Annotated in this window: 10 protein-coding genes; 7 read left to right on the plus strand and 3 right to left on the minus strand. The window is 36.6% G+C overall.

Going from position 1 to position 17536, the window contains the following annotated elements:
- Positions 1-47 precede the first annotated feature (47 nt).
- From KNP96_RS12050 to KNP96_RS16770, 7 genes are all read left to right on the plus strand, one after another.
- Positions 48-1094: a restriction endonuclease gene (locus KNP96_RS12050; RefSeq protein ID WP_214770730.1), complete on the plus strand. Its 1047-nt coding sequence runs from the start codon at positions 48-50 to the stop codon at positions 1092-1094.
- Between the two features lie 310 nt (positions 1095-1404).
- On the plus strand, positions 1405-1989 hold the full coding sequence (locus KNP96_RS12055) for a lecithin retinol acyltransferase family protein (RefSeq protein ID WP_214770732.1): 585 nt from the start codon (positions 1405-1407) through the stop codon (positions 1987-1989).
- 144 nt (positions 1990-2133) lie between these two features.
- The gene (locus KNP96_RS12060) at positions 2134-3216 is read left to right on the plus strand and encodes a hypothetical protein (RefSeq protein WP_214770734.1); all 1083 of its coding nucleotides are present in this window, start codon (positions 2134-2136) and stop codon (positions 3214-3216) included.
- Positions 3200-3784, plus strand: coding sequence for a hypothetical protein (locus KNP96_RS12065; protein ID WP_214770736.1), 585 nt, complete (start codon positions 3200-3202; stop codon positions 3782-3784). Before KNP96_RS12060 ends, KNP96_RS12065 begins: the two co-directional genes overlap by 17 nt.
- 23 nt (positions 3785-3807) lie before the next feature.
- Complete coding sequence (locus tag KNP96_RS12070; protein ID WP_214770739.1) at positions 3808-4374, plus strand: hypothetical protein; 567 nt, start codon at positions 3808-3810, stop codon at positions 4372-4374.
- On the plus strand, positions 4371-7769 hold the full coding sequence (locus KNP96_RS12075) for a DEAD/DEAH box helicase (protein WP_214770742.1): 3399 nt from the start codon (positions 4371-4373) through the stop codon (positions 7767-7769). Before KNP96_RS12070 ends, KNP96_RS12075 begins: the two co-directional genes overlap by 4 nt.
- 1034 nt (positions 7770-8803) lie before the next feature.
- Complete coding sequence (locus KNP96_RS16770; protein WP_251135782.1) at positions 8804-9064, plus strand: IS3 family transposase; 261 nt, start codon at positions 8804-8806, stop codon at positions 9062-9064.
- A 972-nt stretch (positions 9065-10036) separates the two neighbouring features.
- On the opposite strand, the gene KNP96_RS16945 is transcribed toward KNP96_RS16770, so the two are convergent.
- The 3 genes from KNP96_RS16945 to KNP96_RS12095 all read right to left on the minus strand — a co-directional run bounded on the left by KNP96_RS16945 (position 10037) and on the right by KNP96_RS12095 (position 17492).
- On the minus strand, positions 10037-10333 hold the full coding sequence (locus KNP96_RS16945) for a transposase (protein ID WP_214770906.1): 297 nt from the start codon (positions 10331-10333) through the stop codon (positions 10037-10039).
- 390 nt (positions 10334-10723) lie between these two features.
- On the minus strand, positions 10724-15394 hold the full coding sequence (locus KNP96_RS12090; protein WP_214770908.1) for a DEAD/DEAH box helicase: 4671 nt from the start codon (positions 15392-15394) through the stop codon (positions 10724-10726).
- A 286-nt stretch (positions 15395-15680) separates the two neighbouring features.
- Positions 15681-17492: a DNA/RNA helicase domain-containing protein gene (locus KNP96_RS12095; RefSeq protein ID WP_214770744.1), complete on the minus strand. Its 1812-nt coding sequence runs from the start codon at positions 17490-17492 to the stop codon at positions 15681-15683.
- Positions 17493-17536: the final 44 nt, after the last annotated feature.

The raw sequence follows: 17536 nt of genomic DNA on the forward strand, positions 1-17536 counted from the left end.
GGTTTTGATGTGTTGTATTAAAACCAAAAATAGGACGGAGAAAACACATGAGTATACCGATTTGGTTAGTTCGCGCGGGACGTACGGGACATCAAGAAGAGGTAGCAATTGATAACAATCTTGTTGCTATTGGTTGGGAAGAGTTAGGCGATATCTCTTCGGTTGCTGATAAGGAAAGTTTACTAAGCTTATACAATCAAATATATCCTGGAGAGAAACCTCGTGCAGTTAGCAATAAAGCTAATCAAATATGGCGATTTGCTAAAGAAATTAAAATAGGTGACTATGTAGTATTGCCGTTAAAAACAGAGCCGGTGATTGCAATAGGACAAGTGACAGGCGAATATGAGTTCAATTCTACTATCTCTGATGAAGTAAGACATATTAGGAGAGTGAAGTGGTTAACAACAGATATGCCTCGTACTCGATTAAAACAAGATCTCTTGTATTCCCTCGGTGCATTTATGACGGTTTGTCGAATTCAACGCAATGATGCAGAAACGAGAATTCCAGCGGCACTGGATAAATATTTGAATGGTTCAAGTTCGGTCTCGAAAGACTCTCTACCAAACGCTTCCGAAGAAATAGGTGATGAAGTTCTCAACGAAGAGACTGTTGATGTAGAAGGCATCGGTCGTGACCAAATACGAATATTAATTGAACGTGAATTCGCAGGTCATCGTTTACAAGATTTAGTCGCATCAATTTTAAGAGTAGAAGGGTTCCAACCAGTTATATCTCCACCAGGTAAAGATGGCGGTGTGGATATACTAGCAGGTAAAGGGCTTTTAGGGCTTGAAGAACCGAGAGTTTGTGTTCAGGTAAAGGCAACTTCCTCACCTGTTGGGATCGATGTCTTAAATAGTTTACTAGGTGTTGTGGCAAGTTACGATGCAACGTATGGTTTAGTAGTTTCGATTGGTGGTTTTACAAAAGACGCTCGCCGAAAAGCTAAAGAGCAATTCTTCAAAGTACGCTTATGGGATTCGGATGACTTAATAGACATGCTGTTAAAAGTATACGACAAACTTGATGAAGAAATACAAGCTTCATTACCTTTAAAACGTGTGTGGATCACGGTTCCATCAGAATAAACTGTAACAGGCCATTTATTGAAGTGGCCTGTTTTTTTATTTGTGCAAAAAATTAAACGAGAAGTAGAATATGAGAAAAAATAATGGATTTGAAAATATTTAAAGCGAACCTTATTAAATTTATTTTTAGGTAAAAGAGTAAAAATATTGTATAATTTACCTAATAGAAATGATTTGTTTTATTTTATGCCATTGTTATATTAATTCTTAATATATTATTTATTAACTTTATAAATATAATTAATTGAAAAAATTAAGCTTGATCATTTGGTATACAAAGAATAATTAAGAATCAGATTGGGGTGTAAATTTGAAAAATAAATTTAAGAATACAAATATTTTCCAAACAGATATTTTTCAATTAGATCAAAAAATATTAAGAAATATAGTGGCTCCTGTATTATGGAAAACTGAGAAAGTTTCAATCCATAGACGTTCTTCCGTCTTTAACGCCTCTTATGACTTTACTCAAGAACCTGCTGTTGGATCATTAATTTATTGTCAATTAGCTACAGCAGAACATTCCGGTATTTATATAGGAAATCGTAATGTTATTGAACTCAATGGTAAGGGAAAAATAAAACAGGTTAATCTTAAACAATTTACTGGAAATATTTTTAATACTGACAAAGATATATTTATTCCAGTTCTCAAGTGTGCGATGTTCCCTATAGGAAACGAGGATGCAGCTGAAGCTGCTATTAAGAATCTATCTGGTAGAAGAAAATATCATCTTCTTGATGATAATTGTCATCAATTTGCAGCAGGTTGTATTATGGGAAACCTTGAAAATGACTGCAATTTTTTGTTTATGGTTAAAGAAGAGTTTATAAAATCAATATATTTAGAGGAATCCGATATTACCTGGGTCCGCTGGAAGTGGTACTTAGACTAATCGATTAATTTTCGCAATAAAAAACTGAATATTTTTAAAACGTATATATAAAATTTATGTTGGCCCAAAATAAAAAATAATGATAAATGTATTCAGACGAATTTTTATATTGCTAACACTAACTAAAAGTCGTGAGGTGAGCTTATGTGGATTAGACAGTTACCCGAACCTATAAAAATAGAAATAACAGGGTTTTTGGGTAAACTTTTGATTACCTCAACATTAAAAACAGAACTTGGACCTGTGCTAAGGCTCTTATTAAAAGGAGCAGCGCAAGGGGCAGAAATTATAGAAATCATGAAAGTGACGGATTTGAGCGAGAGTGTTGTTCGAGAACAAGCAGATTGGTTAATAAGAAGAGGAATGTTAGAAGAGCAGGGTGGAAAATTTATCCTTACTCTGAATGGAAATGATTTGTATGAACGATTAATTGTTTCAGAAAGGTTGGATTCTGGGGGATGGAATGTATTTTTTGATGTTGATCACGAGCGAATCATGTTTGAAAATCATTTTGAATCAGTAGCGAAAACTGCGAAAAAGGTAACTCCTTCTTTATATCAAAAAGAAAATCCATATAACACTTTAGAATTAGTTGAAGCAACGATGCCACCGGAAGAAGTAATGGATCAATTTAAAGCCGATCAACTTGCCTTAAAACTTCAATTTCAAAAAGGGATTTCTCCTCATGTCAGACCTTTTATTTTAAGAGCAATGCCTACATATTTTGAAGAGGTGGGAGACACATCCGTACTCGTAGAAACGTCTTCAAATATTTCAATTGGACCATATTTTGATTTTCCTTATTTAATTGAATGTATTCATCTAAAACAACCATCAATTCTTCAACAAATATCCGACTACGATTGGGAGCAGCTTAAATATTTTCGAGAAATGCATCCTAGTTGGCTAAGTACTGATGCCTCTCTTCTCTTACAAAAAAAAGATATGTATGAAAATTTTAAAGAAATATCGATGTATATGGATAACCTAACTGGATCTTTTTCTACAAAAGCTCCATTAAAATGCTTACAAGATGGCGAAGATTTTTTAGAAATGGATCGCTCTTTAGAGTTGTTAAGACAATTTGAAAAAGTAATTTTTGATAAAGGTTATGATATGGAAATGTTTGAAGTACAGTATAACTCCTTTTATGCCATCAAAAAAATTCCCGTATCTTGGCTCGAAGACTATGTAGAATTGGAGGTCAAGCATGAAAGCTGGTCTTAAATTTGGCGGAAGGTTTGCAGGGGTAGGAAAGGTATCTCCGAATCTCGCTCAGCAAGCCATTGAATTTGCTATTCAGGCAGTTCGCTTTGGTTTCGCATTATATGAGTACGATCAACTAAAAAAAATCACAGGTAGTTTAGAGGATATATTGTACGATGTTAAACAACAAGGTGAGAAGCAAAGTAGTCAGAATATAAAAGAATTATCAGATAAGAAAAAACTGTTTCAAGAGAGTCTTGATAGAGAACAAGCTTCACGAATCAGAGCTCTTAAAACATTGGAAACACAACTAGAGGAGCAACGAAAGAAGTCGATTCGTCTTGAACAAATAAAATTAGAGACTAAAACGCAAGAATTTAGTCAACAATTGCACGTAGCGCAGGAACAAATCGCTTTACTCGCATCTTCTATTGTTTTATTACAGGATGAAGCAGCTTGGTGGAAAAAAATTTTAGATCGTCAGCTTGGAGATGCAGCTATTCAAACGATGAAAGAAGTAAACCAATTGGATGAAGATATTAGACAACTTCAAGTGATGCATAAGAATGCAGCTGTAAATATGATTTAAATAAATAGTAGGAGGAGAACAAAATGACAAAAAGGAATGGGACAAATAGCTCTTCAAATTTACCAGCAAAAACAGTTGGAACTTCTATTGGGAATCCGATAGATAAAGTGAATGTGATTAGCCAAGGGGTGGGTGCTATTGCAGATATATCTAAAAATCTATCAAATGCCTATACAGCTAAACAAGCTTATGAATCAGTTAAAAGTCAATCTAAAGCCAAAATCGTAGAAAGCGAAGAATTAAATAGAACGGCAAGAGTAGAATCAGACAACAATTTAAAAAAACATCAAGCAGATATTGAGGAAAAAATTTCAAAAATAAAGCAAGAAGAAAAACAAAATGAGTATGAACATAAACACAAAAAAAGAGAGCTTATGAACGAAGAAATTAAGATTAACAACGATCATGAAGTGAAAATGTTAGAAATTAAAAATAAAAATCGGACGCATTCTAGTATTAAGATGTTGGAAGATGATTATCAATTATTGCGAATTCAACTAGCTTCTAATACATTGACCGAAGAACAGAGATTAGAAGTTCGAAAAGAAATGAAGGAGATCCGCGAGACGCTTCTCGCGCTTCACAAATGATTCCAATTCCAGTGATTATCGGGGCTTTATTTGTTGGATCGATTGTACTATCGGCAGCCTCTGATTTTTTAAACGGAGAGGCATCTGAACAAGAACGCGAAAAGCATAGAGATTTGACACGTGATATTAAAAAGGAACAAGAGCGTCAAGCGCGAGAAGCAGAACGTTTTCGTAAAAAAGTTGAAGCGTTGGCTAAATCATATGAAAAAGAGGGGATTTCTCAGGACGTAGCTATGCGAAAAGCTCGAGCTGAACTTAGACAACGAGTGGAATGGAGAACGTCAAGAGATATTCGCAGAGCACACTTTAAACACTTGATCTTATCAGCGCAAGAACGCAAAGAAACTTTTATAAAACAAATTGAAAAATTTCAAGAAGAAAAGTCGAATTTATATGCTATTCGTCGTGATACTCGAGGAGAAATTACTCAACTACGTTCGCACGCAATCACAAAGATGTTATATGAATTTAACGAAGCGCTGGCTAAGATGAATGCCTATGTCAATTATCTTAGTCGTTACGAACGAAAAATGGAGCAAGCTGAAGCAATGATGGCTGCTCCTTTCAATTTTGAGTTAACCCTACCTAAGGATTATCCTTATGTAGGAAAGCTCCTTTATATGAGTAGAGAAGATATCCTTGATAATACAAAGTTAAATTCAGATTTATTATCTTATACGCTCGATATAAGTGAAGATGATTATGAACGAGTATTAGATTATGAAAAAAATCAGATTGTCCCATTATGTTTAACGGGAGTAAAACAACGAGGAAAAACTTGGACTGCCTCAGTAGGTTATGGATATTTTAAAGAACATTTAGAGAATGCTCAGTTCTCAGGATTAAATGTACATGTCTTGAAGAACACGCGATATGAGTCTATTGTGTCCTATCATGGGATAGAACTGACCCTTCCAAACTACGAATTAATACAACCTTTAGGTGGTAGACCTCAACCGAAGATGGAACTGATTGTATACCCGCTCGAGGTAGACTATAACTTTTTTAAAAACAACAAAGTTACCCGTGTGACTGAACAGTTTGTTCGCAGCTTAAATCTGCTGCAGTTAGATGAGATAGCATTAGCTATTCCTGATACTGAGTCATCTGTCGCTTTTATAAAAGAACTATCAAAGCGGGATGGTACGTTTAGTTCGAGAGAATGGAAAATTGCTCCTGATACAGATACGCCGTACTATCGTATGCAGCTCTCTACCGATGTGGGCTTACTTGTTGAACTGGTAATTGACGATGATCAGATGCCACGTTATTTTCGTTTCCTTAGAGAACTATCTGAAGAAGAGATTATTCGTGCGGAAGAAGTCTTTGTTGTAAGTGAATTTACTTTCCACATTCGAGATGAATCGGAATGGGAACATTTGATTGAGACAAATCCTCTTTTAACGGAATCAACCGTTCATTTGAAGCTCTATTTAGAATCGGAGTTTCGGAAACAGAGAGTCATCCAAAAGGCAGTTGCTACCCGGTTATATTACAACAAGTGGACTGACTTAATGGAACGATTAAGCTTTTCAATCGGCCGAAAGGGTCCTTTTATTGAACAGGTCGAGTTGATTGAACAAACTTTCGATTCTTTCATTCGACGTGAAAAAGTAAATCTGCGCTTTTCTCACTCGCCTAGCCTCAGAGAATTTCTTGATAGTCCTGATGCACTATTTCGACAAAGACAGTATATGATGATGGATCATCCTAGATACGGAGAACGAGTGGTCACCATTCGTGAAGAGGACATGTTCGTATTGCTTGAACCTGGAGAAATCATGTTAGAGAGTGATCTTGATAATTTTCCGTTGTATTATGTTGGTCGTAGTTATGCTGAACAGCAACAATTTCAAGCTATTCGAGGGTTTAGACAAGGAAATGTGGCATCATCTGTTCTTCACGAACTAATGCTAGATCCTTCACAAGTTCCACCAATAGAACCCGTACGGCTTGAGAGTTCCGACTACTATAATCCATATATCGCGTCAAATCCTAGACAGCGGGAAATCGTAGAGACAGCACTTGGTGCCGAATCTTTCTATATGATTCAAGGGCCGCCGGGAAGCGGAAAGACCACAGTTATTCAAGAAATTGTCCGTCAACACTTAAAGCTGAATCCTCATGACCGGATATTAATTACCTCTCAATCGAATGTTGCCGTAGATAATGTAATGGTAGATTTTATTGATCATTACCCTTCGAGTTTAGTTCGGTGCGGGAGCGAAGAAAAGATGCAGCGAGAGCTGATCTCTTACAGTTTTGAGGAAGTTGAGCGATCTTATCGTCAACGGATTGCTGATAAAATAGTGCCTGAAACTTTAGACCCCTTACTTTTAGAATGGCGTGAAGAACTTGAAAAAGAAGATTCTGCAACGATTGCTACGCTTATTTTACAATCAAAACAGATCGTGGGCGCGACGTGTGTTGGCCTTGCTAAAAGAAGAATTGGAATCGACCGGTTACAGTTTGATTTAGTGATCGTGGATGAGGCGGGAAGGGCACTTCCTGGAGAAATGCTTCTACCTGTCATTCGAGCTCGAAAAGCGATCTTAATCGGTGATCATTTGCAGTTGCCACCGACTATGCCTGCGTTACTCACAGACAAAGATGGCCTACTGGCGATGGAAGAGCCTCACATTAAAGATGAGCTTATTGAAAAGAGCTTATTTGAACGTCTGTACTTACAAACCCCGCTCCACGCCAAACATCGTCTAGGGACGCAGTATCGGATGCCGACTTCGCTTGGGCGTTTAATCAGTACATTGTTCTACGAGAATGATTTATTGAGTGGAAAAAGTACTGTACACAAAAAGCCCATGCACTTCCCTCATGAAATGACATGGCTTGACCTAGGAGACGACCGTAGTTATTTTGAAAATGAAAAACCTTTGAGCAACGAGAGAGAAGCTACTGTGATAAAAAGTATTTTAGAGAAAATCGTCTTAACAGGGTCAGATACAATTGGCGTCATTACGCCTTATAGAGCTCAAAAAAGACTCATTACAAAAAGAGTCAGATCCAGTTCACGATTAAATGCTCTATTAAATGAAGGACGTATTAAAATTGATACCGTTGATCGCTTTCAAGGGGAAGAGGCAGAGATCATTCTGTATTGTACGACCCGTTCAAAAAAGAAAACGAAGTTCTTTTCTGATGCTGCGCGTTTAAACGTTGCCTTGTCCCGAACCAAACGTGAGTTATTGATTGTCGGTTCGCATCGTTATTTCAAGCGATATGATACAGAAAATCCAGCTCGCCGTATTGCAGAACATATTGAGCAGGAAGGTGTTATTTTATCTCTTGCAGAGCTTAATACGCATTTAGAACGTATTTGTGATGAACATGCTGAGAGTATTGCATCAATAATTAAGAAAGAAACATTAGAGTTATAAAAATGAAAATTTGATTTATTTTAATGTTGTATACTGTGTTTATTTAAATTTAAAAAGCATCTAACTTAAAAAACTGAGCCTTAAAGTTTGGACTGTTTAATAAAAGCACTTTTATCATTTTAAGCTTCTGATATTCTCCCCAAAAAGTAGACAGTTGAAATAACAAAAACTGTCTACTTTTTTTGAAGGGAGCTTTTTCTATGGCTAAATCTAGACTTTTGATGGATCAAAAACTACATATCATTAGGATATGTGATGACAGAATAGACTCTATAAAAATGATTGCTTCGCTCTTCGAGCTTTTAGTCACCACCTTAAATAAGTGGAGGGCAAAATATCGTAAGTGCGGCTCTTTGACACTTCGTAATCGAACAGAATGGGACACGTTATCCAGAAAACTAAAAATGGAGGGTGTGCGCGCAGTGCTCACTCAAGAGGAAGCGCTCACTAGCGCTACATTGAGGTTCAATATTTCGAATACGAGCGTACTTGTAAAATAGATTGAGAAGTATACTAGTCATAGTATTCAAGGGAAACCATCGAAGGAGCGATCCATTGTGACTAAAGATAGAACTACTACATTCGAAGAGCATGTCCAGGCAGTTATGGACTTATACAAAACGGAAAAGACTATCAAAGTATCATGAAGACTTATCGGGTCTCGTATCAATAAATCTATAGCTGGGTAAGAAAGTTTGAGAAGGACAGAATTGAAGTACTGATGGATTGTCGTGGGTGTCGAAAGCCTGTAGAATAATTAACGGAAACACAGCATTTTGCGTTGGAGCTGAAAAAACTCGTGAAGGAAAATGAACGTCTACGCATGGAGAACGATTTCTTAAAAAAGTTAGAGGAGATCGAGAGGAGGTCACGTTAAGTTAAATTCGTCATCAGGACAAATCTGAAGCCATTCAATCATCGCCGAGCAAGTCAGTTATCCTATATCCCTATGTCATCGGGCAGGTATCTCGCGCGCTGCCTACTACAAGTGGTTGTTTCGGATGGATATGCCGAAGATACGTGATACTGAGGCTATGAAAATCATTGAAGGGATGAATGAAATCCACCTTACGATGAAAGGAATTTATGGATATCGACGAATGAAATTGAACCTGAAACGTTGTTTCGGAAGAAACGTTAACGCAAAGCGTGTCCGTCGCCTGATGCATATCGCCGGTATTCATTGTGTCATCCGCCGAAAACGTCCTAAGTATATTCGCAACCGTCCTCAACAGACAGCGGAGAACATTCTGAATCGTGATTTCCATGTGACAGGACCCATCAAAAATGGGTAACAGATGTCACAGAACTAAAGTACGATTCCTCTCAGAAGACTTATTTAAGCGACATTCGGATCTATATGATGGATCTACCCGTGCATTTGTTTTGGGAGATTCTAATATAATAACAATCAGCTCACGTTCGAACTCGTCCTTCAGGGCGCATCTGAAAGTCGTCCCTTGCTTTATAGTGATCGATGATCTCAACATACTTCGCATGCATTTCGTCAATAAATAGTAGATCGAAGTTGGCACACCCATACATGCATGAGGCGTTTGATCATTTTTAATCTATTGACGTTGCCTTCCACGTAGCCATTATTTTCTTCGTACTGACAAGCTGCCAAACCGGAAGGTCTTTTTGAGGCGACGTACAAAACGAGCGAGCCACGGATGTGACATGACTTTCGGGTTCATAATCAAACGGAACAGTTCATCACTATCCCGCACACGTATTACTTCCCAGAATTCTTGTATGAAGCAGAATAGGATTGAAAGATCCGGATATTCGCATAACAAATCCGAAACATCTGAGATGTCTCTCTCATTCTTTTTCTGCCATTGCCAAAGTAATCGATAAGCGTCTTTACACGATAAAAAGAGTCGATTTTCTAAAAGAAGTCCCCTACGAATATTTCGAGCCCTATAACAGATAGCACCGCAAGAACCCCTATACTACCCTACACCTCTTAGTAGACAATCAATTTCCTTCAACGTCAAATGGTTCATGACGTACTCTCTTAATTGATTCAAATAGCGATCAATTGAGTGGAGACGTTCCCGTCGTAGTGACAAGAATTTATAATTAAGCTCACTATACTTCTTGACAGTTCGCCAATTCAAGTGAAGAGAACGAGCGATTGCATTCAGAGATAGTCTCTCTTTATACATGGCTTGAACAGAAGAGGCAAGCATTTTGCGATTAGAATTAATAGGTAGGAAATCTGTGGTAGAGGGTTGAAGTTCCTTTGCCGCAGACTGGCTCTTTCAGATAGGGAGACTACCAGGTAGCGCATGCCTACAAACGATAACGAGCAATTCCCACAGATTGTGAATAATGTGGAAACGATCACTCACTACTATAACGCCTTTTTTCTGAAGTGTTGCCTGGTATCCTGGGAATCTATCTGAAGAAGCTCGAACAGACTTTTCGATTAATCGATCCATCCATGCAATTAGCTCGTCGGGATTCCGTGAACGGAATAATTCGATTAGACGGTGGGTTTGTGCATTGCAGATGATTGTCCCGTAACGAGGTCCTTTTTTGAAGGGAAAGTCGTCAATCCGATGATATCCGGCTGTTCCGAAGGAACAGGGATACGTCTCAAAATCTTGAGAAACGTATCGTAATTGTTCTTCTCCATCTTTTTAACGCTTCGCTCGTTGTTTGCATACCGATCATGGATAGGTCAAAACCGCTTTCTTCAAAGATTTTTATTGGTCTCTTACCGATTAAATTCTCACGTATAGCGTGAATCTTGAATTCTCATAATCGATCTGATACCGAGGCTATGTGAGGATTCGCTTCAAGTGTCAGTTTCTCGCGTTTAAATTGAATAGGTACAGTATATCGATATCTTTAAACACAAAAAAACCCCGAACGGGGTCTTTTATCAAATGTCCACGATTTAGGGTTCAGTTCATCTTTTTTTACGTTCATTTGTAAGATTGTTTTTAATCTTGTTTAAATTCTAGGGGTGGTAAGCTATTTACTAAATCAACGGTTTGAACAGATAAATTGATTACGGATAGTAACAAGTTAAAAATATATTTTTCGTCATTAGAAAATTCATTTGGATCATCTATTATTCCAGATTTAGAATCGTTCTTAATTTGATATTGATTTATAATCCAATCAATGGCGGATCGACCGTTGATTATAAATTCGTATGCTCTTTCTGGAATTGCTTCAATACTAATATCTTTATTAAAGATGATAGTATCTTTTTTTCCTGGTTTAGGATGTTTCATTTTTACAACTTTAAAAATAGGATCATTGACTTTGGTTACTATTTTTATACCTTCATATGATGGAACAGTTTCATAATTGATATGCAAATCTATCAATTTCTTACCCACCTCAATATATAGCTCTTTATTGTCTAACGTAGGTATTTTAGGAGTCTCTTTATTCAAATTATTTTTAAATTCATTACGGTAATAAGGTGAATTTAAAACAGCATACACATAAGGAACGACCTCATCATCTGTTAGATTTAAGCGTGTTTTGAACTCTGAAGAAATGTTTGAATGTTCTCCAAATCCATCAGTTAGATATAAAGAGTAGGTCTGCGCCCCTGCGTCAAATAAATTTCCATCAGGAATATTAGCAGTAACTAGAGTTGTAAAATCACGTCTGTTTCCATTTCCGGGTGTCATTAAATAATAATTATTTTCTAAAGAAAGCTGGTTTCTAAATTGGCCAGGATAAGAAACTAAATTAAGATCATAGTATAAATATTTTTTTGTGAACGGACGATAAAGAGCTTCTACTATTTTTGAGTCGTCGTATTCAATTGTAGTATTATTCTCTAATTTCCTCTTTAGTTCTCGACTCCATTGGATTTTGAAGTCATTTGGTTGAATGTTTGACAATTGTATATCTCCGCGTCTTAGTTGGTCCATTTTTTCTGAGTATTCATTAATAGTAATGGAGACATTATGAGAAAGAGCTGAACGAGAAAAACTGTATACCCATTTATCTCTTTTAGTTGTTATCCCCATTTGACGGAAATTATAGATACCATTTTCACGATCAAAAAGAACATCAAAATTATCCGAATTAATACTTCTTTGATTGATCCAGTCATTAAAACGATCTGGTACAATACTTTCGAAATCAATATTTTTAATACTCGACCATTTATTTAGAAGTTCAATTTTCTCACTTCTAGATAATGATAATCCAATATCTTTATAGTAGATTTTATGTTCATAAGAATTATCTTTTACAAGTATTAAAATTGCGACGCCTGTCATTATATTGAATACATTGCCTCCTTCATCTTTTGCTATTTTTCCAGTCTTACCTCGAACTCCACCCCGTAAATTAATTACGTAAATATGATTAAATTCTTCGTTAAGGGATTTTCTCAACCCATCCATAGCGACTTTATCAATATACGAACTTGACGTTATATATCCGACGACACCAGTGTCACCAATTCTTAAACTAGCCCATTTTATAGCTCTAATATAAGAGTCGTATAAAGAATTTACTGCTACAGCATTAGAGTTAGCAGCATAAGTTCTAGTTATTTCTGAATCTAGCATAGGGTATTTGATGATTTCAGAAAAATTATTTTCATCGGACTCGCGGCCTGAATAAGGAGGATTACCTACAATTACAGTTATAGGAGAATCTTGCTGTTTTTTTAAGCGTTCATTATTAACTCCAAAAAATTCATCGTCTAATGTATCTTCTTCTTCAGTAGATTCAAAAGTATCGGTTAACACTATACCCTTAAACGGCTCATAATTTTGATTGTTAATTTCATGGTAAGTTTCTTCAATATTTATTGCTGCAATATAATAACTCAGTAAGACAATTTCGTTTGCATGTAATTCTTGTGTATATTTTCTAACTAAATCTTCTGAAGAAATTAATCCACTTTGTAGCAAGCGAACTATAAATGTTCCAGTCCCCGTAAATGGATCCAACACGTGAATACCTTTATCACTAAGAGATTTAGAAAAATGTTTTTTCATAACATCTTCAACAGACTTAATAATAAAATCAACAACTTCTACAGGAGTAAATACTATTCCTAGTCGCTCTGTTGTTTTTTTGAAGCCAGTTTTGAAGAACTTGTCATACAACTGAACAATAATATCTTGTTTTCCTTTAAGGTTATTTACGCCTTGTGCTCGAACCCTCACGCTTTCATAGAAAGGTTCAAGCGTTTCTTGTTCTTTTTCTAAACCGTACTCTTCTAAAACTTTTATAATGTTTTCCATTGAATGTGAGACGGGGTTATTATTTACAAAACTGTAGGAATCAAACAAAGCTTCGAAGACCGGTTTGGTGATTAAATGTTGAGCGAGCATTTCTATCGCTTGGTTTTCCGTGATAGCACTATTAATATTGTGACGCAGACCTTTTATAAAATTATTAAATTCTTTGTAAGCTCGACTCTCATTATTTTCAAGCATAATTTTAATTCGCATCATGTGTTGCTCAGCAATATCAGAAACATCCTTGGACCAATCTTCCCAATATCTTACGTTTCCTACCTTACGAACAATTTTTCCGTAGATTGCTTTTTCCAGATCTGAAAGCTCTTCGGCATCTAATTCCATTACTATTTGTTGAGATTCTTTAACAGGCTTTAGTTCACCGTCTTCAGGGGCTTCACCCACACCGATAACTTGAACCTGATCTGAGCGACTATTGTTTAAATCAAGTTTATTAATTGTAGCGTCGAATCGCTCATCTAAAGAACGAAGTGCATTTAACACTTCCCATACGACTTTATATTTTTCGTTATTGTCTAGTACATTATTTTCGTTTGTGCCAGCGGGTACACCAATAGGCAAAATTACATAACCATAGTCTTTACCAGGTGATTTCCGCATTACACGACCAACTGCTTGTGCAATATCAATTTTTGATTTTCTTGGTTTTAAGAACATAATTGCATCTAGATCAGGAACGTCTACTCCTTCGGTTAGGAAGCGAGCATTAGATAAAATGCGACAAGTCTGCTCAGGAACGTCACCTTTCAACCAAGAAATTTTTTTGTTTTTTTCTAACGCGTTCATTGATCCGTCAGCGTGTTTAATCTCTACCTTGTACTGCACACTTGATTCGTCATTGTTTTGATAAAGATATTGATCGACTACTTCGCTAAACATATTTGTAATAAGCTTAGATTCTTTTATCGTTCCTGCGAAAGCAATAGCACGTTTCATCGGAGGACCGAGAACCTCATCTGAATGGCTTCGCCGTCTTACTAAACCATTCCAACATCCTATGATTTTTGTAACATCATCGAAGTTTAGTTCGGAGTCTATCGACAACATTTGTTGGAAATTTCGAGCAACCATTTCTTCATCAACTGCTAGAACCATTACTTTATAATCAGTTAAAATCCCTTTTCGAACAGCCTCACCAAAGCCAATACGATAAAGCTCTTGACCATAAATTGCCTCGTTAGACATGTCTGCAAGAAGAGCAGAAACATCGTTTGCTTTTTCTTTTGCTGATTCTCCATATACACGAGGAGTTGCTGTTTGATATAACCGTTTAATCGCTCGCACATTATCATTATTATGTACTTTTTTAAAACTACTATCTTCTTCACCGTTTTCAGTTACTCCAGTGGTGCGGTGTGCTTCATCACATACTATTAGATCAAAATCATAGAACCCTTGCTTTTGAGCTTCAATAATCACATCAATTGATTGATAAGTAGAAAATACAGCTAAAAAATCTCCTTTAAGTTTGTCTGATTCGATTAACTCCTTATATACTAGTAGCTTTGTATAATCAGTTGTGGCTGGATATCCGATATCGGATGCCGCAATATCATCAAACTCATTCCCACCTGTCTTTTTAGTGACTTTTCTATCAGAGCATACAGCGATGGCATCCATATTGAAGTTTGTATCAGCAGTCCAGCCACGTAGTGTTTGAGACAATAATTGGATGCTTGGTACTAAATATAGCACCTTGAACACTCCGTCTTTTTCTTTTGCCATTTCTTCTGCTATGGCCATTGAAGTATAAGTTTTACCTGTTCCAGGGGCCATGATTAACTTACCGCGATCTGCAAAATTAAAGCCATTTACGACTGCTTCGATAGCTGGTTTCTGGTGGTCACGAGGAGTTTTCTTCAGTTGCTTTGTTATTATTTCGGGATTTGTATAGCTAAACGATGACCAGTCAATTTGGCTATCTTGTAATTGAGATAGTGAAATACGTGTGATTTTTTTGTCTCGGCCCTCGAGTGCATCATTTGCATTTTTACTCCATTTGTCTGTAGAAGCGACTATAATGCCCCAAGAATAATAGGTTTTTCCAACTTCGTTTAAAAACGAATCGATATTGCTTTTTTGAATTGTATTCTCTACTGCATGATATTTACACTGGATTGCAACAAGGGCACCTGTTTCACGCTCTTTTGCAACAAGGTCAACTCCAGTATCATTTTTGGGAATCCCATATTGTTCAGGTACTTCATTTAATGTCCAGACTGCTTCAAATAATCGCTCGTATAAAGGTTCGTTTTGAAAGTATGTACGAGAGAGTAGTTCGAACATCGTTCCTCGATCACGTTGTTGACGATCCGGTGCATCCATCTCGTTAATTAACTCAACGAAACTTTTTGAACTATTCGCTTCCATATTCAATCTTATCATCCTATCTTTTATGTGATTAGAAATTTAACAACCATTTAATACTACTCCTCTTTATTAATTAACTGCAACGTCGTGTGGCAATCAATAGCAAAAATAATGTTAGAAAGTAATTATTTTTAGTTTTATTAAGAAATTTTCAGCTAATAACGGCAAGTGTTAAAAAAAAACAATTAATATGATAATATACAAATATTTTAAATATATTTATGTCTCTACCTTTGTCTACTTTTGAAGGCTATTTTTTATATTTATTCAGATATCACTTATCATTTTACAGTTCATGAATCTGCAATACCTCTCTTAAAGTACGCCAAGTTTCATCTAATTCCGGTTTTTGAGGAATATAGATAATCATGCCATCTCGGCCTCTTGTTAAATTGACACGATAGGCATTCCGCTTAATTTGTAGTGGGTTTATGACAGAACGTTGAAAATGTTGACCGGTCCATTTCCCATTTTGCAAATAAAAATCGTTATCCCATTCTAAAATTGCAAAATCCAATTCAAGTCCTTGTGACTGAAATTCCGTAATCGAATAGCTTAAGGTTTTACAGTAGTAGTCAGAAGTAGGAATCATAAAATATTGTGCAACTTTAGTCTGACGTTCGTACTTTTCTGTTCTAGGCAAGACGGGTATTTTTTTTTGATGATCTGCACCACCAGCGCACACCACACCAACTGTTTTTGAATCGTCCGAATAGAGATGATGGGCTACATATTTCGCTTTTTCCAGGTCTCTTGTGATGCGAAGGTGAAAGCGCGAGGCATCAAGATCTTCCAAGAGACGGGCAGCATGTTCGATTTTCCCCTCTATGAATTGAATTACAAACTGACTATAGGTATTGGCAGCATGAGTACGTAAGGAGGTGTCTAGATGCAATGACTCTGTAGCGATTACTTGCAATGCATTCGTAAAAGTAGCCGCATCATGCTTGCAATGAACAATCACATTTTTATTTTTTAAGGCATGATTCCATAAAGCAATTCCGCCTTCTTCCCCTGAATAAATTTCTTGACCTTCGCCTACTAATCCGATGGTTACGCTCCATCTTTTTTCTTTTGTCGCAATCTCCATAATAATATCAGGTTCGCTCATATTAGGTAACGCTGTCTGAGAGCGGCTAAAGGACTTGTTTACTTTGTGCTTATCCCAAGCACGCTGAGCTTCATCAAAAATAATAATATGTTCAGATGGTAGTCGATTGTGTTTTAAGTAATCCGTTTTGTAATTGTATAAGCGCTGGACAAACGTATCACTTTGAAGTGAATATTGGAGGACATCTACTAATGGTCCATTTCCTGAGAGATAAACGGCCTGTTCATTTTCGTGAGCTAAGAGTAAGCCTAAATAAGTTTTTCCGGCACCGGGCTCACCTGTAACGAGAACAAGATGATGCTCATTGTTTTCTTGTGCTTGCTGAATAATGTGGTGAAGTGAACAGTGAATCGTCTCAAAATTACTACTATCTAGTGCGCGAACACGAGGTAATGGTTCATTTTTCATGATCGCACTGGCCGCTTCGAGCATTGAGGGTGATGGAGAATAGTGACCATGCAAAAAGTCTTCTATACTTAGAACTGGAAACTCTTGCTTTATTAGTAGACGTTTAAGAATTTTCAGTAGTCCGTTTGTTGTTGCAATGTAAATATTAAATTCTTCATTAATAGTCAATTTATCACGAACATCATTTGTTAATAATAAAATGCCTGAAACGTTTATGTTCTTTAGTTGAATGGCAGAATGATAATGTTCTAAATCGCGTACATAAAGAGATGTTTGAATGCACTCTCCATCCGAGATTTGGTCATAGCTTTTACACTCAATGACAAGTAGTTGATCATTTGCTAAAAGTAAAATATCAGGTCGTCGACCACCTCCACGCAACAACTGGTATTCAAATAAGAGATAAGCATTTAATTCAGGTGTTTCTCGAAATAAAACAACTAAGCTTTGATAAGTATCGATCCAAGCCCGTATTTGACTGTCAGAAGCATCTGGAATCGAATGCTGTAAGGCACGTAAGAAATGAGATTGTTCTGTATTCAAAAATTGTCGAACGGTGCCGCTCCAACCGACTGACATATGTCACTCCTCCTTAGAATCTATTAAGTAAAGATGTATACATA

The organism is Exiguobacterium sp. s133, assembly GCF_018618595.1.
GTDB classification, from domain to species: Bacteria; Bacillota; Bacilli; order Exiguobacteriales; family Exiguobacteriaceae; genus Exiguobacterium_A; species Exiguobacterium_A oxidotolerans.